This window comes from Streptomyces netropsis (assembly GCF_014203545.1).
In the GTDB taxonomy this organism is placed as follows: Bacteria; Actinomycetota; Actinomycetes; order Streptomycetales; family Streptomycetaceae; genus Streptomyces; species Streptomyces netropsis.
Genome location: NZ_JACHJG010000002.1, coordinates 747746 through 772494, shown reverse-complemented (window position 1 = coordinate 772494; position 24749 = coordinate 747746). Strand labels below are relative to the sequence as shown.

Annotated in this window: 17 protein-coding genes; 12 read left to right on the top strand and 5 right to left on the bottom strand. The window is 75.2% G+C overall.

The genetic code is table 11. The annotated features are described in order from the left end of the window. Positions 1-3 precede the first annotated feature (3 nt). From FHS38_RS07630 to FHS38_RS07595, 8 genes are all read left to right on the top strand, one after another. Positions 4-1443, top strand: coding sequence for a hypothetical protein (locus tag FHS38_RS07630; RefSeq protein WP_184732100.1), 1440 nt, complete (start codon positions 4-6; stop codon positions 1441-1443). Then, positions 1418-2779: a hypothetical protein gene (locus FHS38_RS07625; RefSeq protein WP_184732098.1), complete on the top strand. Its 1362-nt coding sequence runs from the start codon at positions 1418-1420 to the stop codon at positions 2777-2779. The genes FHS38_RS07630 and FHS38_RS07625 overlap by 26 nt, the downstream gene beginning before the upstream one ends. Continuing rightward, positions 2776-3924 (top strand): hypothetical protein, encoded by a 1149-nt coding sequence (locus tag FHS38_RS07620; protein WP_184732096.1) that lies wholly within the window; start codon positions 2776-2778, stop codon positions 3922-3924. The genes FHS38_RS07625 and FHS38_RS07620 overlap by 4 nt, the downstream gene beginning before the upstream one ends. A 28-nt stretch (positions 3925-3952) precedes the next feature. Further along, positions 3953-5161: a hypothetical protein gene (locus FHS38_RS07615; protein WP_184732094.1), complete on the top strand. Its 1209-nt coding sequence runs from the start codon at positions 3953-3955 to the stop codon at positions 5159-5161. A gap of 52 nt (positions 5162-5213) precedes the next feature. Further along, complete coding sequence (locus FHS38_RS07610) at positions 5214-5834, top strand: hypothetical protein (protein WP_184732093.1); 621 nt, start codon at positions 5214-5216, stop codon at positions 5832-5834. A gap of 67 nt (positions 5835-5901) precedes the next feature. Beyond that, positions 5902-7938, top strand: coding sequence for a hypothetical protein (locus FHS38_RS07605; RefSeq protein WP_184732091.1), 2037 nt, complete (start codon positions 5902-5904; stop codon positions 7936-7938). A gap of 1 nt (position 7939) precedes the next feature. After that, entirely contained in the window at positions 7940-10129 is a 2190-nt protein-coding gene (locus FHS38_RS07600; protein WP_184732089.1) for an ATP-binding protein, read from the top strand. Continuing rightward, positions 10126-13575, top strand: a complete 3450-nt coding sequence (locus FHS38_RS07595) for a hypothetical protein (protein WP_184732088.1) — start codon at positions 10126-10128, stop codon at positions 13573-13575. Before FHS38_RS07600 ends, FHS38_RS07595 begins: the two co-directional genes overlap by 4 nt. A 6-nt stretch (positions 13576-13581) precedes the next feature. Here FHS38_RS07595 and FHS38_RS36020 read toward each other — a convergent pair whose 3' ends face one another. Beyond that, the gene (locus FHS38_RS36020; protein ID WP_184732086.1) at positions 13582-16383 is read right to left on the bottom strand and encodes an AAA family ATPase; all 2802 of its coding nucleotides are present in this window, start codon (positions 16381-16383) and stop codon (positions 13582-13584) included. Between the two features lie 478 nt (positions 16384-16861). Between FHS38_RS36020 and FHS38_RS07585 the strand changes: the two genes are divergently transcribed. Both FHS38_RS07585 and FHS38_RS07580 read left to right on the top strand, forming a co-directional pair. Continuing rightward, complete coding sequence (locus FHS38_RS07585; protein ID WP_184732084.1) at positions 16862-17974, top strand: alpha/beta hydrolase family protein; 1113 nt, start codon at positions 16862-16864, stop codon at positions 17972-17974. Between the two features lie 248 nt (positions 17975-18222). Continuing rightward, positions 18223-19479, top strand: a complete 1257-nt coding sequence (locus FHS38_RS07580; protein ID WP_184732082.1) for a glycosyltransferase — start codon at positions 18223-18225, stop codon at positions 19477-19479. Positions 19480-19534: 55 nt separating this feature from the next. Here the strand turns inward: FHS38_RS07580 and FHS38_RS07575 are convergent, their stop codons facing one another. Further along, entirely contained in the window at positions 19535-19858 is a 324-nt protein-coding gene (locus FHS38_RS07575) for a DUF6087 family protein (RefSeq protein WP_184732080.1), read from the bottom strand. A gap of 177 nt (positions 19859-20035) precedes the next feature. Between FHS38_RS07575 and FHS38_RS07570 the strand changes: the two genes are divergently transcribed. Continuing rightward, positions 20036-20269, top strand: a complete 234-nt coding sequence (locus tag FHS38_RS07570) for a DUF5988 family protein (RefSeq protein WP_184732078.1) — start codon at positions 20036-20038, stop codon at positions 20267-20269. A 36-nt stretch (positions 20270-20305) separates the two neighbouring features. On the opposite strand, the gene FHS38_RS07565 is transcribed toward FHS38_RS07570, so the two are convergent. Continuing rightward, positions 20306-20707, bottom strand: coding sequence for a PPOX class F420-dependent oxidoreductase (locus tag FHS38_RS07565; protein WP_184732076.1), 402 nt, complete (start codon positions 20705-20707; stop codon positions 20306-20308). A gap of 378 nt (positions 20708-21085) precedes the next feature. Here FHS38_RS07565 and FHS38_RS36015 point away from each other — a divergent pair, with 378 nt between their 5' ends. Further along, positions 21086-23074, top strand: a complete 1989-nt coding sequence (locus FHS38_RS36015; protein ID WP_229822761.1) for a D-alanyl-D-alanine carboxypeptidase family protein — start codon at positions 21086-21088, stop codon at positions 23072-23074. Between the two features lie 64 nt (positions 23075-23138). Here the strand turns inward: FHS38_RS36015 and FHS38_RS07555 are convergent, their stop codons facing one another. Then, entirely contained in the window at positions 23139-24362 is a 1224-nt protein-coding gene (locus FHS38_RS07555) for a GDSL-type esterase/lipase family protein (RefSeq protein ID WP_184732074.1), read from the bottom strand. Between the two features lie 190 nt (positions 24363-24552). Then, positions 24553-24720 carry a Sp36 family protein gene (sp36, locus tag FHS38_RS35155; RefSeq protein ID WP_229822767.1) on the bottom strand — a complete coding sequence of 56 codons (168 nt, stop codon included), beginning with the start codon at positions 24718-24720 and terminating at the stop codon, positions 24553-24555. Positions 24721-24749 lie beyond the last annotated feature (29 nt).

Sequence of the window (24749 nt, the reverse complement as noted above, 5' to 3'; positions counted from 1 at the left end):
CCCGTGGACACCCGCGCCGACGCACCCTCACATCTGTTGCTGGACGTGGCATCGGGCTGGCGCCCGGCACCCGGGCCCCACGGCCCGCTCCCCCCACCCGTCGTGGCCGGCGACGCGCTGGCCCTCGGCCCCGGCGTGCGGGAGGCCGCGCTCGTCACCGCCCCGCTCGACAGCGGGATCTCCCGGTGCCGCTGGCACCGGGTCCGTATCGACGCCGACGTGCCCTCGGGCAGTGCCCTGGTGACGCAGTTGGCGGTCGTCGGCGACACCCTCGATCACCCCGCGCCCGACGACTGGCAGACGGTGGCCGCCCCGGCCCGTGACGTGCTGGTGGACCAGCCCCCGGGCCGGTACCTCGTCGTGCGGCTGCTGCTCGGCCGTGAGGACGCCGCGGCGCCCGGTCCCGCCGTGCGGCAGGTCCGCCTGGACCTGCCCCGCGCCACCTCGGCGGACCTCCTTCCGGCCGTCTACCGCGAGGACCCCACCGCGGACGACTTCACCGAACGGTTCCTCGCCCTGTCCGACGCGGTGGTGGAGACCTTGGACCGGGCGACCGGGCGGGCCCCCGCCCTGCTCGACGCGGCCGGGGTGCCGGACGGCGTCCTGCCCTGGCTCGCCGGGCTGCTCGGACTCGACCTGGGACCCGACCCGGATCCCGCACCCGGTGCGAGCTTCGGTGGCGGCCCGGGCGGCCCGGAGCCGGGCGCCCCGGACCCGGGGACCGCGCGGATGTCACCGGGCGTCCTGCGGCGCCTCATCGCCGCCGCGCCCGAGCTGCGCCGCCGGCGCGGCACGCCGTGCGGGCTGGCCCTGGCGCTGGAGATCGTGCTGGGTGTGCGCCCGGCGGTCCTGGAAGGAACCGGCCCGCCGTGGGGCGCGGTCGGCCGGGACACCCGCCTGGGCGAGGTACGGCTCTTCGGCAGGGCGGCGACGCGGGTACGGCTCGGCGGCCCGGCCGTGCGCGGCTCGCTCCTGGCGGGCCCGGGCAGCGGGGGCGGGGCCGCCTTGCGTTCCCTGGGCGACCCGGACGACGACCCGCTGACGACCACGGCGTTCCGGTTCCGGGTGCTCGTCCCACCGGGGCCGGCACCGCGCACCGGACGGCCGGGCGGCGACACCGCCAGGACCGCCGTCGACCTGGTCGAGAAGCTCTCCCCCGCGCACACCGCGGCCTCGGTCTCCTTCGGCGGGCTCGGCTTCACCGTCGGCACGCACAGCGCGGTGGGCGTCGACACCCTCCTCGTCGCCCCCGCGCCCTCCCCGGCCGGCGCGGCCGTGCTCGGGACCGACACCGTGCTCGGGCCGGACCGCGTGCGGCGGCACGGCATCCGGCTGGACGGCACGTCAGGAGCGGGCGTCCGCACGGTGGCCGTCCTGGCCCCCGCGGCCGCCCCGGCGAGAAGAAAGGCAGGACCCCATGACGGCTCCCCCGACCGGGCGTGAGAACGCCCCGCGGACCGGCCGGCGGCGGCTGACGTACTTCCACGGCCAGCTGCTGTCCGCGCAGGACCTCCGCCAGGAGCAGGCGCAGTTCCTCGCCCGGCTGCGCCTGCACAATCTCGCCCTGCACGGGTACGGCGTGGCGTACGGGCTGTGGACGCAGCCGGTACGCCCGCCGGCCGGTGAGTGCCCCGACCCCGAACGCGCGGCCCCCTGGTTCGAGGTGACCGACGGTGTCGCCGTCGACCGCGACGGCGACGAGGTGATCGTGGCGTGCGGCGCACCGCCGCGGCACGACCTGTGGAAGCTCCTCGGCGAGGACTGCCGAGCGCGCGCCCTGGAGGAGATCCACGCCGGCCGGAACGGCGTCACCGTCTATCTGACGATCCATCACTGCGAGGAACCGGTCGACCGGATCCGCGCCGTGTACACCGAGGCGTGCGACGGGCTGCCGCGGACCGCCTACGCCCGCGTCCGGGAAGGGTTCGCGCTGCGGGCGACGACCCGCCCGCCCGCCCCGGACCCCTGCGACACCCCGACCCCCTGCGAGCCCTGCGACGACGAAGGGCCGGACGGGTGCGGGGACGGCAGGATCCTCGGCCCCGGGCTCCTGCTCGCCCGGGTGGAGCGCGTACGACCGGATCGCGCGCTCACCGCCGGGCAGATCCACCCCGAGGTGCGCCGGCCGCTCTCCCGCCGGCCGCCCACCGTCGTCACCGGCGTCTCCTGGCCGCACGGCGGACGGCTGACGACCCGGCAGGCACGCCGGCTGCTGGGCGGGCGCGGCCTGCGGATCCGCTTCTCCCGGCCGGTGCGCACCGGCACGCTCACGGACGGCGTCGCGGACCTGTTCCAGATCACCGGCGGGCGCGGGGTGCACGGCACGGTCATGCGCCTGGAGACCCGGCTGGAGGCGGAGTGCCCGCGCGAGGGAGCAGCGGAGTGGATCAGCATCCGGCAGACGGACTGCGAATACCTCAACAGCGGCGACCGGATCCATCTGGTGCTGCGCACCCCGTTCGTCCTCGACACGTGCGGCGACCCGGTGGACGGCACCCACGGCGGCGGGCTCGTGCCCCGGCCGGGCGGCCTCGTCGCACACCGGCCGGGGCTGCCGCCGCCCGACGGCACGGGAGCCCGTACCTCGGGGACGGTCCCGGGCGGCGCCGGGGTCTTCGAGAGCTGGATCTTCATCGACAACCACCGGCCCGACACGGACGACGACACCGACGCACCCGCCGGCCCGGCCGCCTCCCCCGACGACGACGCGGGTTCGGCGCGCGGAGACGCGGCGGACGGCGGCACGGACGACAGCGAGCTCAGGGAGAGGCGGCCATGACCACCTCGAAGACACCCACCACCCCCGGGGCGGCCCGGCAGCCGGGCCACGACTGCGGTTGCGGCTGTGGCGGCGCGGGCGGCCCCGCCCCCCACGACCACGCCGGCGGATTCCGCGCGGGCGGCCCCGTCCGCCCGGTCTTCTTCGCCGGTCAGCTCCTCACCGAGGACGATCTCGGGCAGCTCACCACCTGGATCACCGGCCGCGTCCGTACCCACAACCGGCTGCGCCACGTCTCGCCCGATGGCCTCGGAGCCGTCGTCTGCGGGCTGGCCGTCGGCTGTGACTCCTGCGCGCGCGGCGAGGTGCGCGTCGGGGAGGGCCACGCGGTGGACGGCTCGGGCAACGACATCCCGGTGGTCTGCGCCGAGGACGTCGACGTCGTGAAGCTCGTACGGGAGTTCCGCGCCGCGGGCGGCGGCTGCCCCGAACCCTGCCCGCCGCCGGGGCCCGAACGCACCTATGCCCTCTTCCTGCGCTACGACGAGGAGTTCGCCGAGCCCGTCGCCCCCTACGACCCGGGCGACGGCTGCACACCGGCCGGCTGCGTCCCCACCCGGATCCGGGAGGGGCACCGTTTCGTCGTCGGCTGTGTGCCCGACCCGCCCTCCGACCACCTCTGCGCGACCCTGCGCCGCCGGTTCGACGACGACCGGGCGTTCCTGGAGGCGTGCCGGGACGAGGCGACCCGGCCGCCCGCGAGCGTCCTGACCCCCTGGCTCCTCGCACGCCTCGATGCCAACGGCGATCTGTGCGACCGGGCGCCGGGCGAGATCCTGGGCGGTCTGCCGCCGAAGTCGTCGGGCAACGACCCGTACCTCAACCGTCTCCGCAAGGACGGCGCGTGGGAGGCGTTCGCCGCCTATCTGCGCACTGCCGTCCGCTCACTGCTCGTCGTCCCCGGTCCCGGCGGCTGCGAGCCCTTGGTGCTGGTCGCGGAGGTGACGCTGGACGGCTGTGACGTCGTACGGGCCGTTCCCGCCGGGCGGCGCGGACCCCATCTGCCCGACCCGGAGGAGCAGCGGTGGCGCGGCCGGCTGGCCCGGCTCTTCGAGGGGGAGGTGAGCACGACCGGGCTGCTGGAGTTCCTGCTGGACCTCCTCGACGTCACCGGCTGCCTCCCCCGGCGGCCCACCGACACCTAGCCAGCGCCAGCCGAAGGAGCGGAAGACCATGCCGGCACCCCTGCGGCCAGAATTCCACGAGGGCCAGGTCCTCGCCGCCGACGATCTGTCGGCGGTCGTGCGCTACGGCCGTGACGCCGCGGCCCGCCACCACCGGTATCTGCACTCCTGGGGGATCTCCTCGGGGCTGGAGGTGTCGGAGCGCGCCCGTACGGGCTCGGCCGAGTACAAGACGGTGACGGTCGGCCGGGGAACGGCCGTCGACGCCTCCGGCCGGGAGATCGTGGTCCCGGCCCCGGTGGAACTCTCCACCCCCGACCAGGGGTTCGTGATCACCGACCCCGACGACACCCGGCCGCGGCCGCTCATGCTCATGTGGAGCGACCGGCCCTCGACGGCGCCGGGCGCGGGGTCGGGCGGCTGCTCCGGGAGCGGTGCCGCCCCGCGCAGCGAGGAGGGCTTCGTCCTCGTCGTCGGCGCGCCCGGTGACGAACTCGACCTCGCCGAGCAGGCTCCGCCCGCGCCCGACACCGGTCCGGACCGGCTGGAGGGCGGCGAGCGGGGGCGGGTCCTGGTCGCCTTCGTCACCTGGGGCGGCGGGCAGGACGGCGGCTTCACCGGCGTGCTGCCCCGGGCCAACGGGGTGGGCCGCCGCTACGCGGGCGTCCTCGCCGACCGGGTGTCCGCCCGCGGCGGCACCCTGGAGCTGGCGGCCGAGCCGCGCCCGGTGGCCGGGCGGGTGGGCATGCGGATCGGTGGCGCGGACGGCAGCCTGGACGTCGGCCGGTTCAACGCCGCCGGTTCCCTCGCCCCCGCGCTGCGCGTTCTCGGCGACGGCAGCACCCGGCTGCAGGGCGACGTGACGGTCTCCGGCAGCCTGACCGTCACCGGCCCGGTCAGGAGTCCGCTGGTCAGCGGGAGCGTGCTCGCCCAGTCCGGTGTCGCGACGCACGGCGTGATCCTGCCGCTCCCCCCGCAGGTGACGGAGGATCAGGTGGCGTCGGGCGAGGTCACCGTGCACCTCCAGGTGACGGCCCGGGTGCAGACCGGTGGCGGGCCGGCCGAGGGCGGCGTCGATGCGTCCGGATTCGGCGCGCTGCCGGTGGTGCTGCGCTGCGAGGTGGATTCCCGGCGCAGGCTGACGTGCCTGATCACCTGGTACGGCGGGCTCGGCGGCGCCCGGCAGCCGGATCCGCCGCGTGTTCTGCCCGGTGCCGTCGACTACCTCGTCCTGGCCGCGGCCCGCCCGGCGCCATGACCCGTCCCCACCACCACGGCGAGCCCACGAGAGCGGCGAGGGAGAACAGCCCATGACCGATACCCAGCAGGGCCCGGCGGAGCAGCCGGCCACGGTGTCCGCGACGGTCCTCACCCTCGGACACACGGGGCACGTGGTGGCCGCGCTGACCCGTGCCGCCACCGGCCCGCCCCCGGCCGTGCGGATCCTGGCGGGGGATGCCCTGCCCCTGGCCGTTCCGGGCGGCTCCGGGCTCGTCCTGGTGCCGGTCGAACTCCTCACCGCCCAGGAACTCTCCGCGCCGGTCGGCGTCCTGGCCGCCCCCTGGCGCTGGTACCTCGCCGACACCGGCGGGCAGGGCGCCGCCGGGGCCGCCGCCGGAACGCCCCGGCTGCTGCCGCTCGCCGACCCCCCTCCCGGAGTCACCCGCGCGTCCGGCTCCCTGGACATCAGCTCGCCCGCCGACGGCGGGGCGCCGGTCCTCGCCCTGGTCCACCCGCCCGGGGGCTGGGACGGCACGGTCGTCGTCGGCCTGCGGGAATCCGGCGTGCTGGACACCGACGGGAGGGCGCGCCTGGGCAGCGGCGGTGTCAGGGACACCGACCATGCCCTGGTCTTCGTCCGGGGGCGGCCGACGGCGGTGTTCGTGCCGTCCGAGGTCCATCTACGGCGGCGTGAGCCCGGGACGGCGTGAGGGCGCCGACGTGCCCCCAAGCCGCGAGGACCCGACGAACCACCACCGGGACGGAGGTGCGAACGGAATGACGGCTGACGACGGCCTCTTCGCCGCCATGGGCGGCTGCACGGTGCTCGACTGCCGGGTGCGGGTGATCCGGACGGACGGCTGGAGCTGGGGACCCGAACCGTCCGCGCTGGCCCGTGGCGCGGTAGCGCTGCTGCCGCACGTCGTGGAGGAGTACCTCGCCGGGGCGCTCAGCGGCCCCGGAGTGCCGCTGGCCCCTGCCGCCGCCGGGGCGGCGGCCGAAGAGGGCGGCCCGCCGCGGGACGTGGAGGTGACCGGGCCCGTGCGGATCAAGACGTACACCACGCTCGGGGAGTTGACGGCCGCCGCCCCGCCCGCCCACCCGGACACGACGGCCGGGGAACCCGGCCGCGGTGGTCCGGACCCGGTGTCCCTCCCCCGCCCGGACGGTCTGCCGCCACCGCCTCCGGTGGCGATACGGGAGGCCGGGCCGGCCGCGCCCGCCCCCGACGCCGCGTCCCCGGGGGGACCGCGCGCGGCACCCGCCTCCGCGGCCGCCGACCGGGACCGGGTTCTGGTCGGTCTGCTCCTCGAAGCGTCCCGGTGCGGGGCGTTCGACACCGTGCTGGCCCGGCTTCCCCACGCCTCGCTGCTCCTGCTGCTGCGCGCGCTGGAGTCGGCCGGAAAGGGCGCGGCGGCCGGGCCGGTGGAGGGAGCGACCGGACGCACGCCCCCTCCCGGCGGGCCGGGGGAAGCGGAGCCGGGCGCGGGGCCCGGCAAGGCCGTCGGCCCCGCGCCGTCAACCCCGGCCGGACCGGAGGCGATCGCCGCCGGCCTCCTCGCGGCGCTCGGCGACGAGCCGCCCCGCTCGGCGTCACCCGTACCGGCCGGTGCCGCCCCGGACGCCACGGGGCCCGAACGCCCCCCGGGCGCACCGCCGTCCGCCATGGGCCGCCCCGGCCCGGTGCCGTCGGCCGACGGCGGTGCCCGCCCGTACGGCCCCGGCACCGGCCCCGCGTCCGGCTCGGTGACCGAGATCGACCGTGCCCTGCCGTTCCTGCTGCTGCCCCCGTTGCGTGACCGGGGCTATCTTCAGGCGGTGTCCGCGGTCCTCGCCGGTGGGGGTGCCGAGGCCCCCGACGGGGCGGCCTTCGCCACCGCCCTCGCGCACAAGGTCCTGCCTCCACCGGCGCACGGCTGGCTGCACGCACCGCGCGACGTGCACGCGGCGGCCGTCTTCGCGGGCATCACGACGGGGCCCGCGCACCCCGCCCCGGGAGCCGCCGACGTCTCGGCGGCCGATCTCGAACGCCGCCTGGGGCCTCTCCTGGCCCTGCTCGACGCCCGGCTGGGGCTCCAGGCCGCCCAGGGCCGCACCACGGGGAATCCGCTGCTGCTGCGCGCGGTGGCCGAGGACCGGCTGCTCCTGCTGGACGTCGACGGCCTCTACCCGGTGTGGGACGCGGCCCGACCGCGCGAGCTGCTCCGGTTCTGGGAACTGGCGGGCAGGCCCGTCGTACTGCTGCCCGCGCGGCCCCACGGCCCGGCGACCGCGTCCGGCGGCGGGCTGACGACGGCTCTGGACGCCCTGGGCATCACGTTCGTGACGGACCTGCCGCCGTTCCGGCACGAGGGACTGAGCCGGGTGCCCGGGCCGCGGAGGTGCTGGACCAACGGCGGCGGGCCGGGGGTCTCCCCGCACTCCGTCGGTGACGACGCGCTGATCGGGGCCGCGCGCCGGCTGACGTACGAGGCCTCCCGTGCCGCCCGCTTCACCGAGGCGCTGATCGACCTGCGCCCCGGCGTCAGGGCGGGCCGGGCTCCGGCCCTCGAACGCACGGTGACGCTGGCCGCCTCGTGCGCCCTGGCCGACCTCGCCTGGCAGCTCTGGTCGGACCGGGAGCCCACCGACCCGGTCTGCGCCCTGGACCGCTTCGCCGACCTGGGCGCCCGGGTGTTCTTCCACGACGGCACCGTCGAGGTGCGGCTCCCCCTGGGGCCCCGCCATGCCGATCTCTACCGCCACCGGCTGCTCCCCGACGTGCCGGACGTGCCGTGGCTCGGCGGGCGCACCGTCGTCTTCACAGGAGGGTGAGATGCCGACCGAACCGGCCGCCGCGGCGGCCCACCTGACCCTTCGCTACGGCGCCTTGCACCGCGCGCTGCGGGCGGCCGCGGCACGCCGCGCCCGGCGGACGGCGCTGCTCGCCGAGGCCGAGCTGTCCCCGTACTGCGTCACCGACCATCAGGCCGAGACCCTCCTGGCGCTCACGGACCCCACCGCGGCACCCCCGGTGGACGAGCAGCTGCCGCCGGCCGACCCGCGGGTGCCCCCGGCGGAGGCCGCCGCCGAGGGGCGGCTGCGGGCCCGCGCGGCGGCCGACGGCGCCCCGCTCCCGCTCGACGCGCTGGCGCTCGCCGTCGGCCTCGACCGCTTCGAGACCGACGCGCTGCTGCTGTGCCTGGCCCCCGCCCTCGTCCCCGAGCACGCCCTGCTGTTCGGCTACCTCGTCGACGACCTGGACCAGCGCCGTCCCACCGCCGAGCTGATCCTCACCGTCCTCGCACCCACCCCCGGCGAGCGGCGCGACCGGCTGCCCGCGCTCGGACCCCACGGACGGCTGCGCCGCTTCGGGCTGCTGCGCCAGGACGGGGCCGCGTACGGCCACGAGGCCTCCGGCGCCGATCTGTCGCGGCCGTTGGGCGTCCATCCCGACCTGCCCGCCTTCCTCCTCCACGGCATCGGCGACCCGGGGCTCCTCGCGTACGACGCCGGCCGGGTCACGGTGCCCCGCCCGGTGCTCGTGGACGGTCCGGCGCGCGTCCGCGCCGCACGCCTCGCGGCGCATCTGCGGGCGCACCCGGCGGGGATCGCCGCCCTCTGGGGGCTGCCGGACGGCGGTCTGCTCGACGCGGCCTGCGCCATCGCCGGACCGGCGGACCTGACGCTGCGCCGCGCCCCGGACCTGCTCGCCTGCCGCACTCTCGACGAGGTGCGCGCCTGCGTGACGGGGGCCCTGGCGGCGGCCGCGGCGCTCGGCGGCGCGCTGTGGGTGCCGTCCGACCGCTTCCACGAGGCCGACGCGCGGTGGGCCGCCGAGCCGGTGGCCGAGGCGCTGGCCCGGGCCCGCGTCCCCGTCGTCCTCACCGGGCGGGCCCCGTGGCGCCCGCTCGGGCTGCTCGCCTCCGGACGCTACGCGGAGGAGTGCGTCGACGAGCCGGGCTACCGGGAGCGCCGTTCGCTCTGGGACACCGTCACGGACGGCTCCGCCGGCTCCGATGGCTCAGTCGTGCTCGACGGCCTCGCCGCCCGCTACCGGCCGGCGCCCGATCAACTGCGGGCGGCGGCCCGGCTGGCCGTCTCCGCCGGGGTGTCCCTGGAGGACGCCGTGCCGCGCGTCCTGGCCGCGTCGGGGCGCCCCGCGGACGTCCCGGCGCCGCCGCGCGACCCGGAGGAACTCGTCCTCCCCGCCGAGCAGGCCCGGCAGGTGGACGAGATCGCCGCCGCGTTCCGGGCCTGGCCCAAGGTCTCCCAGGAGTGGGGGTTCGGCCGGCGGCACGGCGGGCCGGGGCTCAAGGCCCTCTTCACCGGTGAGCCCGGCACGGGCAAGACGCTCGCCGCCGAAGTGGTCGCCGCCAGGCTCGGGGTGGGCCTGGTCAGGGTCGATCTGGCGCAGACCGTGTCCAAGTGGGTCGGCGAGACGGAGAAGAACCTCGACGAGGCGTTCACGCACGCGGAGGCGGCCAACGCGCTGCTGCTCTTCGACGAGGCCGACGCCGTCTTCGGCAAGCGCGGCACGGTGAGCCGGGGCACCGACCGGTACGCCAACCTGGAGGTCGGCTATCTGCTGCAACGGCTGGAGCGCAGCCCGGCGCTGGTCGTCCTCACCACCAATCTGCAGGGCAACTTGGACGAGGCGTTCACCCGCCGGTTCCAGTTCGTCGTGCACTTCACCCGGCCGGGCGAGCGGGAGCGCCACCGGTTGTGGTGCTCGGCCTTTCCCGAGGCGGCCCCGCTGGACGCCGATCTGAGGCTGGACGGGCTGGCGCGGCTCGATCTCACCGGGGCGGGGATCATGTCCGCGGCGCGGGGCGCGGCGCTGCTGGCGGCGGAGAGCGGCAGCCCGGTCATCGGCCGGGAACACCTGGCCGAGGCGATCACCCGTCAGTTCCGCCAGGAGTCACGGCTGCCCCGGGCCGGCGAACTCGACCTGGCACTCGGTCCGGTGACCGCACCCGAACGCGCCGCGCGAGCGGCGGCGACGGCCTCGTACGTGCTGCCATGAGCCCCGCCAGCGGGTCCCCCGCCACGCCACCGCCCGTCGTGACCCGGGCGAGTGCCCGCCCGGGGCGGACCGCGCCCGCCAAGCTCAAGGCCGTGGCCGAGCGGCGCGCCCCGGCGCCGCTGCCGTCGCCGGACCGGCGCCCGGCGCGCGGTGCGTCGCCCGGGCCGGACACCGGCTCCAAGAGGGCGGCCGCCGGGGCCGGGCGGCCGGCCCGGCCGACCGTCGGCAACGCCGCCACGGCCGCGCTCGCCGCCCGCCGCGCCGCCGCCCCGGCCGGGCGCGTGGGCGAGGGGAAGGCGGGACGCGCCCCCACGGGCGAGAGGGGCGCGAAGGCGGCCCCCGGCCTGCGTCGGATCGCCGCCGAAGTCACTGCCGCGCAGCGTCTCCTCACCCGCCATCCCACACCCGACGCCGAGGCCGAGGCAGCCCGCTGCGCGGCCGTACCGCCGCCCGGCGAGCGGGCCGCGCTCGCCGGGCCGAACCAGGCGGACGCGATCGCCCGGGCCCAGGTGAAGCCCTTCGACCGGGCCGAGTTCATCGCCCGGTTCGAACGGCGCATCGAGAAGCAGAAGCCGGTCGACGCCCAGGCGGCCAAGGACCTGGCCGACCCGAATCGTCAGGACACCTTCACCCCGGAGCTGTCCGGCGAGGTGCGGGCCGCGGCGGACACCTCGACGGGCGAGGTCAGGGCGACCGCCGCCACCCCACCGGATCCCTCCGGGGTGCCGGAGCGGCCCCCCGTGCCGCTGGTCGCGGACCGTCCGCCGCCCGCCCCGGCCCCGCCCCGCGCGGCGGACGCCGTGCCACCGCGGCTGCCGGACCGTGCGGTCGACCTCAGCCCCCACGCGTGCGCGACCACGGCCGAGATGAACAGGGCCGGGCTCTCGGAGGAGACGCTGCGGCGGGCGAACGAACCCGCGTTCTCCGCGGCGCTGGCGTCGAAGGAGGAAGCCGAGAAGGACACCGCCTTGGCACCGGGAGCCTTCCGGGCCGGGGAGGCCCAGCAGCGAGCGGCGGCCGAACAGCGGGCGGCCGGGGTGGGCAAGACCGCCATGGCCGCCATGGCCGGGATCCGCGTGACGACCGGGAAGGCGGTGACGGGCGGCAAGGAGTCGGCCCGGGCACGGACCCAGGCGCGCCGCACCGAGATCACGGCGCGGCTCGAGGAGATCTACGCGGAGACCAAGCGGAACGTCGAGGCCGCGCTCGCCGGGCTGGACGACGTGGTCCGTACCCACTTCGACACGAAGGCGAAGGAGGCCCGGCAGCGGTTCCTCGACGCCTGTGCGCGCAGTTGGTGGGACTTCCTCACCGGTGAACCGGACTACGTGCGGCATTCCGCGCGCTACACGGCCGAGATCCGGACCGCCGTCGACGAGATCGCCGCCCTGGTGGAGCGGCGGGTCCGTGAGGCGCGGGAGAAGGCCGCCGACGGCCGGCGGCGGATGACGGAGTTCGTGAAGGGTCTGGACAGGTCGGTACAAGCCTTCGGGGAGGAGGCGGCCGCCGGGTTCGCCGCACGGTTCGACGAGTTGGAGACCTCCGTCGACGAGAGGGCCGACGCGGCCGTCGACCGGCTCGCCGAGGCGTACACGCAGGCCCAGCAGGAGACGGACGCGGCACTGACCGAGCTGAAGGAGTCCAACAAGAGCCTGTGGGAGCGGGCCCGCGACGCCGTGGCCGGCGCCGTCAAGATCCTGCTCGATCTGAAGAACCTGCTGATCGGCGTCGTGAAGCGGGCGGCGGGCGTGGCCCAGCGCATCGTCACGCGCCCGATCGACTTCCTGCGCAACCTCGGCGCCTCGGTCGAGGCCGGGCTCACGCTGTTCCTGTCGAACATCGTGACCCACCTGAAGGCGGCCCTCCAGGAATGGCTCTTCGGCAACCTGGCCGCGGCCGGGGTGGAGCTGCCGGAGCGATGGGATCTGCGCGGCATCGTCAAGACGGTGCTGTCGCTGTTCGGCATCAGCTGGGCCTTCATCCGCTCCGAACTGCTCAAGCACATGCCCGAGTCGGTGCTGAACACGGTGATCGGTGCGGTCAAGGTGCTCGGACTGATCAAGGACAAGGGCGTCGGGGCCCTGTGGGAGGAGATCAGGGAGACGATCGGCGACCTCCGGCAGCAGGCCTTCGAGATGATCAAGAGTTTCGTCGTGGAGACCGTGCTCAAGGCGGGCATCACCTGGCTGCTGTCCCTGATCACCCCGGCCGGTGCCCTGGTGAAGGCCGTCATGGCCGTGTACGACTTCCTCACCTTCCTGGTCGAGAAGGCCCGCGCCCTCGCCGAATTCGTCAACTCGATCCTGGACACGCTCGAAGACATCTGCGACGGCGTGTCCCAGAAGGTGACGACAAAGATCGAGAGTTCCCTCGCCCGCACCCTGCCGATCGCGATCGACCTCTTCGCCCGGGTCCTACGGCTCGGTGCCGTTCCGGCCAAGGTCAAGGAGGTGCTGGGCAAGGTGGGCGCCCCGGTCCGGGGGTTCGTCTCGAAGGTGATCGCGCAGGCGGCGGCCGTCGCCAAGCGGCTTCTGGCGGGTGGCGCGAGGGCGCTGGGCGGCGTCGACCGGCGCACGGACGCCGAGCGGGCGAAGGACCGGGACGCAGCCGTCGCCGCAGGGGTCAAGGCCGTCAATCTCCTCGGCCGCACGCCCCTCACAGGGCGGTTCGTGCGGATCACGCTGACCGCGATCCGCGTCAGGTTCCGGGTGCGGAAACTCTGGCTGAAGGCACACGCCGGGCACTGGTGGGTCGCCGCGGAGAACAGCGCGGAGGTCAAGGAGAAGACGGACAAGGAGCTGCTCACCAAGCAGCAGGTCACGGCCCTGGCGGACCAGGCGAAGAAGTCCTGTGCCAATGCGGCGGCGATCCATCAGAGCCTGTACAAGGGATCCAAGGGCACGGTCGTCGTGGCCGCGGGCCCCACATCGGCCGACCATGAAACCCAGGGCGCGACGGAGAGACACGCGGAGGACTTCGACAAGGGCTTGGGAAAGATGACCAAGCGGGAACGCGCCGACGCCGTCCGCACATCCGTCATGAACGAGTCCATGGCCTCCGCGTTCTCGCTCTCGCTCGACATCGCAAAGGGCCGGGACAACAAACTCAGCAAGGCGGAACGGCACCTCGCCGCGCTCAACGAGGGCGCGTTCCTGCCCCGGCCGCACGTAGGGGACCGCACGTTCCGCGGCGAGATGCGGGCAGCGGACGCGGAGATCATGTATTACCACCACCGCAATGCCGGCGGTTCGGTGAAGTTCCTGGGCGTCTCCACCCTGAGGGTCTGCCCCAGTTGCACCGACTACTTCATCACCCGGGCCAGGAAGGAGAACAAGCACATCGCCATCGGCGAGATCACCGGACATGCGAAGCTGTTCCGGCCCGAGGGGCCTCCCCTGGACAACGCGGATCAGTACGACCCGGAGAAGCTCCCCGAGTCCGGCTGATCCCGCTCAGGGCAGGATCTGCCGGTCCGCGGCCGCACTGAACGTCCGCGCCAGCTCACTACGCGACCGCACCCCCAACTTCCGGTACACGTTGCCCAGATGGAACTCCACCGTCTTCGTGCTCAGGAACAGCGCCGCCGCCGTCTCCTTGTTCGTCGCCCCGCCCGCCACGAGCGCCGCGATGCGCGCCTCCTGCTCGGTGAGCCGGGTGCCCCGGGTGAGCGTGTCCGCCCCGCCCCGGCGGGCGTACCGGCCGCCCGCCGCGCGCAGTTCGCTGCGCACCGCTTGCTCCCAGGGGACGGCGCCCAGTCGGACGAAGACCGACAGCGCCTCCTCCAGCGCCGCCCGCGCCTGCGGGCCCTGCCCCGTGCGGCGCAGCCACTGACCGTGGCACAGCACGGTCCTGGCGTGTTCGAACACCACCCGGCTGTGCGCGTGCCGCTCCAGGGCCTCGTGGAACGCCGCCTCCACCGCCCCCGGCGCGGCGGCGCCGTCCGCCTCCAGCAGCAGCGCCCGGCAGCGGACGCCGGCCGCCAGTGCCCAGGACGGGCCCGAGCGGCGCATCTCGGCGTCGAAGCGGGCGTGTTCCCGCCGCGCCTCCGCGAGCCGGCCGCTGCGGATGTACGCCTCGATCAGGTTCGCCGCCCACGGCGCGACCGACGGGTCCTCGATGCCCGCACTGCCCGCCAGGGCCCCGGCCCGCTCGTATCCGGCCACCGCCTCCTCGTACTTGCCCGCGCCCAGCGCCAGCAAGCCCTCGGCGACCGCGACCTGGCCGAGGACGATGCCGAGGCCGTGCGCCCTGGCCACGCCCACCGCGCGGGCGAGTACCGCCGCGCACTGGGTGACCCGGCCGCGCGCGGCCTCGATGCTTCCCACGACGACCAGCCCCTGGGCCAGCGCGGCGGGCTCCCGCCGCCGCTCCGCGCACTCGACCGCCTCCATCGCGTCGGTCCGGGCCCCCGTCCAGTCCCCGGTCCACAGCCGGAGCCAGGCCCGGCAGCCGAGCGCCGCCGCTTGCCGCAGCGGCTCCCCCGGCCCCTCCAGCACCCGGTCCAGCAGGGCGAAGGCCCCCTCGTACTCCTCCAGTCGGCTCAGCACCTCGGCCCGCCCGACCAGGGCCCCCACCGCCTCCCCGGCCCCCCGGGTCAGCAGCAGCTCGCGCGCCTGCGCGCGCTCCCCCCGCAGGGCCAGGACCTGCGCGAGGTGCACGGCGGCGGCTTCCGCCAGGTCGGTGCCGGTCAGCCTGGTGAGCCGGTACGCCTGCCAGGCGCTGCCCATGGCGGCCCGGCTGTCCGCGGCGTGGACCGCGGAGTCGGCGGCTTCCAGCAGGAGTTCCGCGGCGCGGGAGGGCTGTTCACCCGTCAGTTGCTCCGCCGCGTCGCGCAGCAGCCGGTGGGCGTCCCGGGGGCGGCCGGTCCGGCTCCGGTGGCGGGCCTGGAGGATGGCCAGCTCCCGGCGGAGTGCGGGAGTGCGGGCCCGGGCCAGGGCGCGGGCCAGCAGCGCGGGCACGTGCTCGACGGCCCCGCTCCGCTGCCGGCCCGCGGCCGCCAGGCCCAGCAGCCGGCCGGCCTCGTCGTCGTCGCGGGTGAACGCCGCGGCGTGTTCGTACAGTTCGGCGCAGAGGTCGGGGTCCGGGCCGGTGGCGGACCGGGCGGCGGCCTCCAGGGCCTTGGCCACGGCTTGGTTCGGTCCTGGTGTGGCGGCGGCGAGGTGACGGGCCGCCGCCGGGCCGGGCAGGATCTCCGCGAGCGCCTGGTGGGTGGCGCGTCGCCGGGCGGCGCACGCCTCGTGGTAGACGACGAGCCGGAGCCGGGGGTCGCGGAACGCCATCCGGCCGTGGTGCGTCCCGAGGACGCCGGCCTCCTCGGCCGGCGTCAGCGCGTCGGCCTGATGGCCCAGCAGCGCCAGCGCGCGCAGCACGTCCCCGACGGGCGTGTCGCCCGCGGCGGCGGGCACCAGCAGGGCGGCGCGCGCGGTCTCCGGCAGCCCGTCCAGCCACGGCAGGTGCGAGGCGCGCAGCCGCGCGCCGGGGACGAGCGGCTCCTCGATCGGCTGGCCGCCCGCGCACTGGGCGGGGGTGAGGGTTTCCGGGAGTTCGGTGAGCGCGAGCGGGTTGCCGTCCGCGACGGCGAGCAGCCGGTCGGCGACGTACCGGTGCAGGGGGTGCGGCGCCGAGCGCCGGAGCAGTTCCCGGGCGTCGGCCGGGGCGAGCGGGCCCAGCGTCAGCTCGGGGATCCCGGTCGCCGCCGGCCCCGCGCCCACACCGGATGTCCCGGCGCGGCGGGGCCCGGCGGTCAGGAGCATGGCGACGGGCTCGTCGGCCATGCGCCGGGCCGCGAAGAGCAGGGCGTCGGCGGACGGCGGGTCGAGCAGATGCGCGTCGTCGACCGCGAGCAGCAGCGGCCTGCGGGCGGCGGCCCCGCCGAGCAGTCCGAGGACCGCGGCACGGACCGCCGGTTCGGTGTCCCCGGGCCGGGGCGCGCAGGTGGCGAGGAGATGCCCGAGCGGCGCGCGCTGTGCCGCGGGCAGCTCGGGCAGGTGTCCGCGCAGGGCCTGGACGACCTGGTGCAGGCCCGCGTAGGGGAGGTCCGACTCGGCGGCGGTACCGGTGAGGTGGACCGCGCGTGCGGCACCGTCGAGGGTGAGGGCCCGGCGCAGCAGGGTGGTCCGGCCGCTGCCGGGCTCTCCGACGACGATCAGGGCGCCGCCGTGGCCTGAGGCGGCGCCCTGGAGCAGGCGGAGCAGTGCGGATATCTCGGTGGCTCTCCCCAGCATCGTGTGCGCGGCGGCCCGGGAATCGGGCACGCCCCGCGTGCCTCCGGGTCCGCTCCCCCCTTTCCCGATACAGCATGGTCGCGCCGTCGGGCGACCGCAGTCACCGGTCGGGCTCGATATACAGCGATTTACCACCCGCATGGACGAACCCCGGTCGTATCGCCCAGCGGCACGACCGGCCTTTTCATGGCTTTGCGCGGGAAACAGCGGCAACAGACCGTATTCGATGCCCTGGCGGAAATTCCGGCAGGTACGGGCCGGTGGCGCCGGGACGGCGCGTTGACCGAATGCCCCGCCCGCTCACCGGTAACTGCCTTTCCGTGGGCGGGATTTCCACAACCTCGCCCTCTTGTCCCGGAGAAGCATGGATAAGGGCAGGCCGGGAAGGGCTGAGGAAGGACGGGGAAGGATCAGGGAGGCGACCATCGAACGGGACCGGCGTCCGGATCGTGTGGCCTCGGCCCTGAAGTGGACGTTCGGGTACTCCGATTCGTCGTAACGTGTGATCATGTCACGTCATTCATTGCGGTCGGTCGCCGCATGCTTCGCCCTCTTGTCGGCCTTGCTGGGGGGAATGCCGTCCGCCGCGGCGGCGCCCCCACCGACCGCCCCGGTGCTGCCTTCCCCCACCGGGAAACAGCTGATCGGTACCAAGTCCCTGCACCTGGTGGACACCACCCGGACCGACCCGTGGAAGCCGGAAGCGGGCCACCGTCAGCTGATGGCGTCCCTGTGGTACCCGGCGCTGCGGCCCTCCGCCCGGCCGGCCCCGTACGCGTCCGCCGCGCTGTCCACCGCCGTGTTCGGCACGGACGCGCTCGCCGCGATACGCACCCATGCCACCGTGAACGCCCCCGCGGCGCCCGGCGCCCGCCCGCTGGTGGTGCTGTCCCCCGGTTTCGGCATGAGCCGTCTCACGCTGACCACTCTGGCCGAGGAACTGGCCGGCCGCGGCTACGCGGTGGCCACGCTGGACCACACCTACGAGGCGGCGGTGGAGTTCCCCGGCGGCCGGATCGAACCGTGCCTGATCTGTGAGCACCCGGACACCGGCCGCGTCGTGCGCAACCGGGTCAAGGACATCGGCTTCCTGCTCGACCGGCTGACCCGCCCGGGCACCGGCGTCCCCGTCGACGCCTCCCGCATCGCCGTGGCCGGGCACTCCATCGGCGGCGCGAGCGCCGTCGAGGCCCTGGGCACGGACCCCCGCGTCGACGCCGCGGTCAATATGGACGGCGACTTCTTCACCGCCGCACCGGCACGAGCGCTGAACCGCCCGGTGCTGCTGTTCGGTGCCCAACGGTCCGGGGGACCCGTGCCCAACGCCAACTGGAACGAACGGCGGCGGCACTTCTCCGGCTGGCAGCGCTGGCTCGACGTGCCCACGGGCGGCCACATGACCTTCACCGATGTCCCGTGGATCAGCGGCCGGTTCGACCTCGGCGGGCGGATCCCGGCGGACCAGAGGGGCCAGGCCTTCGGCACCCTCCCCGGGGACCGGGCGACCCCCATCACCCGGGCGTACGTGACCGCCTTCATGGACCGGCATCTGCGCGGCCGGCCGAGCCCCCTCCTGGACCGGCCCTCGGCCGCCTACCCCGAGGTCCGTTTCGTCAAGTAGTTCATCGAGACGGCACGTCGGCCGTTCCGTCGGGCGGGGCCGCACCCGGCCCCGCCCGACGGGGACTCACCGGCCGATGGCCCTGGGCACATCCCGCGCGACGTCGGCCACCGGCCGCCCGTCCGTCGGCACCCGCACGACAACCCCTGGCGCCCCGCGGACGAGCCCATGAGCGGAGGAGTCGCCCGCGTCGCCGCGGCCGGTTCACGGCGGTACGCGTCCCTCCCCGCTCCGCGATACTGCCTGCCATGCGACTTCTGATCGCGACCGGCGGGTCCCGCGGCGACGTGGCCCCTTACACCGGGCTCGGGGTCCGTCTGCGCGAGGCCGGTCACGAGGTGACGATCGCCACGCACGACGGCTTCGCCGACCTGGTCCGGCAGGCCGGGCTCGGCTTCCGCTCCCTGCCCGTGGATCCGCGCGCCCAGCTCGCCTCCGCCGCCGGGCAGCGCATACTCCGCGCCGGAACCGGGGCGACGGCCGTCGTGGAGCTGCTGCGCATGGGCCGCGCCGTCATGCCCGCCCTGGGGCGGGGCCTGCTCGACGCGGCCGGGCAGGGCACCGACCTGCTCCTGCTGTCGACCACCACCGCGTCTCTGGGGCAGGTCGTCGCCGAAGCGCTCGACCTGCCCACGATGGGCCTCTTCCTCCAGCCGCTCGCCCCCACCGGGGAGTTCCCGCACGTGCTCACCGGGACCCGCTCCCTGGGCCGCCGGGGCGACCTGCTCGTGAGCCACGCCGTCCAGGCGGCCGTCGACCGGCTCGTCACACCCCCTGTCCGCGGGCTGCGCGAACAGCTCGGGCTCCCCGTCCGCGGCGCCGGGGCCGAACGGCGGCAGGCCGTCCGGCAGGGTGTACCCCTCCTGCACGGCTTCTCCCCGTGTGTGGTGCCCCGGCCGTCCGACTGGCCGCCGTGCATGGAGGTGACGGGCTATTGGTGGCCGTCATCTCCCCCGGACTGGCGGCCCCCGCCTCGGCTGGTCGACTTCCTCACGTCGGGGCCGCCGCCGGTGTACGTGGGCTTCGGCAGCCTGGTCGTCGCGGACGCCGAACGGCTCGGCGCCGTCATCGGGTCCGCCCTGCGGGCGGCCGGAGTCCGCGCGGTCGTCCAGACCGGCTGGTCGGACCTGTCGGTGACCGGTGACGACGTCCTGGCCGTCGACGACATCCCGCACCACTGGCTCTTCCCACGGATGGCGGCGGTCGTTCACCACGCGGGCGCCGGCACCACCGCGGCCGGGCTGCGGGCCGGCGTGCCCGCGGTCCCCGTACCGGCCCAGTTGGACGCCCCGTTCTGGGCGCGGCGGCTGACGGCTCTGGGCGTCGGCCCCGGGCCCGTCCCGCTGGCCGAGCTGTCCGCCGACCGGCTGGCGGCGGCACTGCGACGGGCCGTCGAGGAGCCCGCCTACCGCCACCGGGCCCGGGCACTCGCCGCCCGGATCGACGCCGAGGACGGCGCGGCGAAGGTCGTGGCGGCCGTGGAGCGGCTGCCGGTCACCTCGTGACGCACCCGGCCGCCGCGCCGGGCCCCGGCCGCCGAAGCATCGTCCGCGCGCGCCGTCACGTCTCCCGGCGGTCCGTGTGCTCCGGCTTCCGATGATTCCCGGGAGGCTGCCCCGGGGCCGGGCGGTCCCACTCCCCCGCCGGCTCCCCGGCGGGATCGGCGGGGTGGAGGAGGTCCTGCGCGGCGGCCAGATCGTCCGCGACGGTCACGGGGGTCCACTCGTAGCCGTCCCACTGCTCGATGACGCGCGGAGCCTGCGGGTGCACGTGGAATCCTCGATGCCGCCCCGGACCCAGCGGCACCGCGCGCAGTCGGCCCTTCTTGCGTTCCCGGTCCGCCTCGCGCCGCTGCGCCCAGTCCTTCAGGGGTTCCTCGTCCATCGCGCCAGCATGGCGCAGCCGCCCTCGCTCCCGCCACCGTTTGCCCGACGTCACGGGTGCCGGTCGCGAGGGACGGCCCCTCGGTGAGCGGGGGGCATGAACCGTGTCCCGTGCATCTGTTGATCGTTGACATCAGCGCCCGATTCATCCAGTTTTCCATCGAGCGGAGGAGACACCTTGCCCACCGACGAGCCTCAGACAGCCGGAACGGAAATCTTCCTGGTCGGAGGGCCTGCGGAGCTGCCCCCGACCTGGCGGCTGCCACCGGGCCAGGAGGATTCGACCGAGGTGACGGTGCCCCACCTCAACAAGAACGAGCACTTCGCCCGGACGACGACGACCCAGCGTGTGGCGGGCGGCCGCGAGCTCGCGGTGTTCGAGTGGTCCTATTCGACCGCCATCGCCGAATAGGACGCTCGGGGGCGTTTCCCCACCTCGCGAGGGTCCCTATTCCTCGAGCAGCCGCACCTCGTAGTGCAAGGTGCGGTCCCGCTTCAGCCGGTGCGTCAGCGGAACCAGCACCCCGTGCAGGACCGGGTATTTGCGGGCGAGGCACTTCGCGGCGCGCTTGTCCTCCTCGCCGCCCTGCTCCAGCAGCCGCGCCCGCGCCTTCCTCGCCGGACCGGTCGGCTTCCCCCGAAGGGTGGAGGGGCAGATCTCCACCTCGGGGGTGTGGCGCATCCGCTTGGCCTTCCACGCCTGTCCGAAGGTACGGACATAGGCGTGGTCGCCGTCGACCGCGATGTTGACGGGAGTACCCACGGGTGTGCCGTCGCGCTTGTGGGTGGTGAGCAGGATCGTCCCCTGCTTGACGAAAGGCTTGAGGCCAGGACTCGTCGGCTGCGTCATGCCGACCATCCTGCACGGTCCGGTACGGGGTCCGGGGGTGTTGACGCGTGGTCGGCGTGTGCGGCGTACCGCCGCCCGTCGCCCCCGCCTCGCCGGTGGTTTCCCCGCGGGCCGAACGGTCATCGGCCCGGAGAGCGCCGACCGTCTCCCCAGCGGCTTCGCCCGCCACCCCGCCTTGTCACCGGAACGTCATCACCGCGTCCCAGGAATACCCCTTCATGATCAGATAGGTGTTTTCCACGGGGAACCAGAAGGTATGTCCGCCCGTCTTGTACGCCGACGGGGCGTGCGCGGGAGCCACCACGACCGCCGGGCCCCGGGACGCGGATCCTCATCAACAACACAGGCAAGGCAGTGCGGCGTATGAAAGAGCTGTCGGTGACGAGCGAGTCCCCCGACGAGTCGAAGCAGGGCCAGTCCTCGACCGGACACGCGCAGGCACCGTCCGCCCCGAAGGCACCGGAGCCGGCGCCCGAGCGCGCGGACGAGGGGGACGACGCGCCGGAGGCCGGGACCGGGACGTCACCCGTCCGGAGCGCATCACCGCGCCCGTCGACGGATGAGGACGCCCCTACCGACGGCGACGGCATACGCACCGACCCCCGGCGCTCGCTGTCGGCAGGCGCGGACCCGCGGGAGGCCCCGTCGGACGGCGCGAAGGCACCCGCCGAGTCCCGGCAGACACCCCGCTGGGCGGCGGGCGGGGCAGCCTCCGCCGCGCAGGCGACGGCGGTGCTCCCGGCCGTCGGCACGGGAGAAGACGCCGCAGAGGACACCGCCCGTACGCCGGAGGCCGATGAAAAGCGCCCGGCACCCGCCGCCACCCCGAGCGGAGACGCCCCTAGGCCGGCCGTGGAGAAGTCCGACCGGCCCGCGGCCGCGAAGTCGGCACAGGCACCACCACCGGTGCGGCGGCCCGAGCCGGTCCCGCCGGTCGCCCCGCCGCGGCCTCCGGCGGCCGACACCCCCGGCCCGAAGGCAGGCGAACGGCCGGCCGGCGTGCCCGGCCCCGTCACCACCGCACGACCGGGCACGCAGCCGGGCCCGCCGCCCGGGGCCGGGCAGCCGGAGCAGCGGCCGAGACCGCCGCTCGACCTGCTGGCGCAGCTGACCAACACCCCGGCCCCGCCGCAGACACCGATGCGCTCGGTCGCGCGGCGGTTCAAGATCTGGGGCCCCGTGGTGGTGGTGCTCGCGGTCGGTGTGGTGACCGCGCAGATGGTGCGGCCGCTGCCGAAGCCGACGCTCGCACTCGAGGGTTCGGCGTCCTACACGTTCCAGGGCGGTTTCTCCGTGCCGTGGCCCGACCACGGGCAGTCCGCGGCGAAGGTCGTGGGCGCGGGGAGCCTGGGGACGTCCGGTGAGCAGAAACCCGTACCGACCGCGAGCGTCGCCAAGGTGATGACGGCGTACGTGATCCTCAAGGAGCACCCGCTCAAGAAGGGCGAGAGCGGGGAACAGATCACGCTCGACGCGCAGGCGGAGGCGGATTCCGCGAAGAAGGACGAGTCGAGGGTGCCGCTCAAGACGGGCCAGCGGTTCACGCAGGAGCAGATGCTCCAGATGCTGATGATCCCCTCCGGCAACAACGTCGCCAGGCAGTTGGCGCGCTGGGACGCGGGGTCGGAGGACGCCTTCGCCGAGAAGATGAACAAGGTCGCCCGGGAACTGGGCATGAAGGACACGGTCTACACCGACCCCAGCGGCTTCCTGGAGTCGACCAAGAGCACCGCCGCCGACCAGCTCAAGCTGGCCGAGGCCGTGATGCAGAACGATGTCTTCCGGCAGGTCGTCCGGATGCCCAGCGCCACGATCCCCGGCCTGGAGAAGCCGATCTACAACAACAACGCACTCCTGACGACGCAGCCGGGCACGGCCGGCATCAAGACCGGTTCGACCACGCCGGCCGGTGGTGCGCTGATGTGGGCCGCCTACCGGACCGTCGACGGCAAGGACCAGTTGATCCTCGGTGTGACGATGGATCAGCGCACGTCCGGCGGGGATTCCAACGCCCACCTCAAGCGCGCGCTGGACAACACCCAGAAGGTGATCGCGGGGATCCGGGACGGTCTCGTCTCCGCGACCGTGGTGAAGAAGGGCCAGGTCGTCGGCTATGTCGACGACGGGCTGGACGGCAGGACCCCGCTGGTGGCCACCGCCGACCTCAAGAGCGCCGGCTGGCCGGGGCTGAAGCCCGTCTTCAAGCTCGCCGACGGCGGCCGGGCCGTACCGCACGAGGCCAAGGCCGGTACGGAGGTCGGTGTGCTGACGGTGGGCGACGGGCCGAGCGCGGCGAAGGTGCCGGTGGCCCTGCAGAAGGACCTGAGCGAACCGGGCTTCGGCTCGAAGCTCGTCCGGATCGGGTAGCTCTCCGGCCCTCCGGTCGTCTCCTGTGGCTCCGATCGTGATCGGAGCCACAGGAGCGGGCGTTTCAGACCCGCTCGGCGGTCAGCGGGCCGCCGGAGCCGAAGGCCAGGGCGGCGAAGCGTTCGCCGATGCGGCGGTGGGTGGCGGCATCGGGGTGGAGCTGGTCGGGCAGCGGCAGTTCGGCGAAGTCCGCCTCGCCGTAGAGGTCGCGGCCGTCGAGGTAGTGCAGGTTCGGGTCGTCGGCTGCCCGGTGCTCCACGATGCGGGCCAGTTCGTCCCGGATGACGTTGAGGGTCAGCTTCCCGGCGGCCCGCTCCGCGGGGTCGCCCGCGGCCCGGAACTGAAGCCTTCCCGCACGGACGTTGCTGAAGTCCGGGGCGCTGGGGCCGGGGGTGTCCTCGTGGATGGGGCACAGGACGGGCGAGACGACCAGGAGCGGAGCCGTGGGGTGCCCCTCACGGACGGTGTCGAGGAAGCCGTGCACCGCGGGGCCGAAGGCGCGCAGGCGCATCAGATCGGTGTTGACGAGGTTGATGCCGATCTTGACGCTGATCAGGTCGGCGGGGGTGTCGCGCAGGGCGCGGGCGGTGAACGGGTCGAGCAGGGCGCTGCCGCCCAGACCCAGATTGGTCAGCTCCACGCCGCCGAGGGAGCCGGCCAGCGCGGGCCAGGTCGTGCTGGGGCTCGCGGCGTCGGAGCCGTGGCTGATCGAACTGCCGTGGTGCAGCCACTTCTTGCGGCCCCTGTCCGCAAGGGGGTCGACGGGGGCGTCGGTGCGCAGGGCGACCAGCTCGGTGATCTCGTTGTACGGCAGCCAGATCTCGACGTCCTTGACGCGGTCGGAAAGGCCGGAGAACCGGACGGTGCCGACCGGGCCGGTCCGGGTTTCCACGGACCCGGTGGTCATGTCCACCAGCCGGACGTTGCCCCCGGTCACACCGGCCTGCCCGGCCAGCCGGCCGTCGACGAGCAGGTCGTACACGCCGTCGGGGCGGGGCGGGGCGCCCTGGTAGGCGTTCTTCGTGCGGAGTGCGTCCAGTTCGACGACGGTGGCACGGGTGCGGAACGCCAGCCGTACGCCGGAGGGCTGGGCCTCCGCCATGGCCAGCTGTCCGTCGGCGCACTGGGCACGGGCGCGGGCGGGCAGCCGGTGCGGCAGCACCCCGTGTTCAGTGCGCTCCAGGTCCAGAGCGCCGCGCAGGAGCTCCGTGGTGATGGGTGTGGTGATCCAGTCCGTCGCCCGGGCCGCCGTGGGGGCGCCGGGGACGTCGTCGAGCCGGTCGTTCATGGTGGCATTGTGCCGGTCGGATACGTGGCCAGCCCAATCATTTTCGGTCCGCCCTGGCCGGTGGCCGACGGGCGCCGATCCCTCGATGGGCGACGGCGAGGACACCGATGCGCTGTGGCGCCTGCATGAGGCCTCGCGGAAGTCTGCGCCATCCGTCGCATGTGGCAACGCCCGGGATGCTGCGCACCCTTCACGCCGGCAGCGCCCGCTTGAAATAGGCCACAAGCTGCCCCGGGTCGTTCGGGTTCACGACGACCTGAACGAGCTCCCAGCCGTCCGCGCCCCAACTGTCCAGAATCTGCTTGGCTGCCCCCGGGAGGAGCGCCGCGGTCGAGTATTCCCACGTGTCCTGTGGCACGGCCGCCACCGTGGCCTGGGCGGGCGCGG

Excerpts from the sequence above, each read along its gene's own strand:
- FHS38_RS07605 (WP_184732091.1), top strand. The coding sequence starts at position 5,902 with ATGACGGCTGACGACGGCCTCTTCGCCGCCATGGGCGGCTGCACGGTG.
- FHS38_RS07595 (WP_184732088.1), top strand. The coding sequence starts at position 10,126 with ATGAGCCCCGCCAGCGGGTCCCCCGCCACGCCACCGCCCGTCGTGACC.
- FHS38_RS07575 (WP_184732080.1), bottom strand. The coding sequence starts at position 19,858 with ATGGACGAGGAACCCCTGAAGGACTGGGCGCAGCGGCGCGAGGCGGAC.
- FHS38_RS07565 (WP_184732076.1), bottom strand. The coding sequence starts at position 20,707 with ATGACGCAGCCGACGAGTCCTGGCCTCAAGCCTTTCGTCAAGCAGGGG.
- FHS38_RS07580 (WP_184732082.1), top strand. The coding sequence starts at position 18,223 with ATGCGACTTCTGATCGCGACCGGCGGGTCCCGCGGCGACGTGGCCCCT.
- FHS38_RS07555 (WP_184732074.1), bottom strand. The coding sequence starts at position 24,362 with ATGAACGACCGGCTCGACGACGTCCCCGGCGCCCCCACGGCGGCCCGG.
- FHS38_RS07615 (WP_184732094.1), top strand. The coding sequence starts at position 3,953 with ATGCCGGCACCCCTGCGGCCAGAATTCCACGAGGGCCAGGTCCTCGCC.
- FHS38_RS07610 (WP_184732093.1), top strand. The coding sequence starts at position 5,214 with ATGACCGATACCCAGCAGGGCCCGGCGGAGCAGCCGGCCACGGTGTCC.
- FHS38_RS07600 (WP_184732089.1), top strand. The coding sequence starts at position 7,940 with ATGCCGACCGAACCGGCCGCCGCGGCGGCCCACCTGACCCTTCGCTAC.
- FHS38_RS07620 (WP_184732096.1), top strand. The coding sequence starts at position 2,776 with ATGACCACCTCGAAGACACCCACCACCCCCGGGGCGGCCCGGCAGCCG.
- FHS38_RS07625 (WP_184732098.1), top strand. The coding sequence starts at position 1,418 with ATGACGGCTCCCCCGACCGGGCGTGAGAACGCCCCGCGGACCGGCCGG.
- FHS38_RS07585 (WP_184732084.1), top strand. The coding sequence starts at position 16,862 with ATGTCACGTCATTCATTGCGGTCGGTCGCCGCATGCTTCGCCCTCTTG.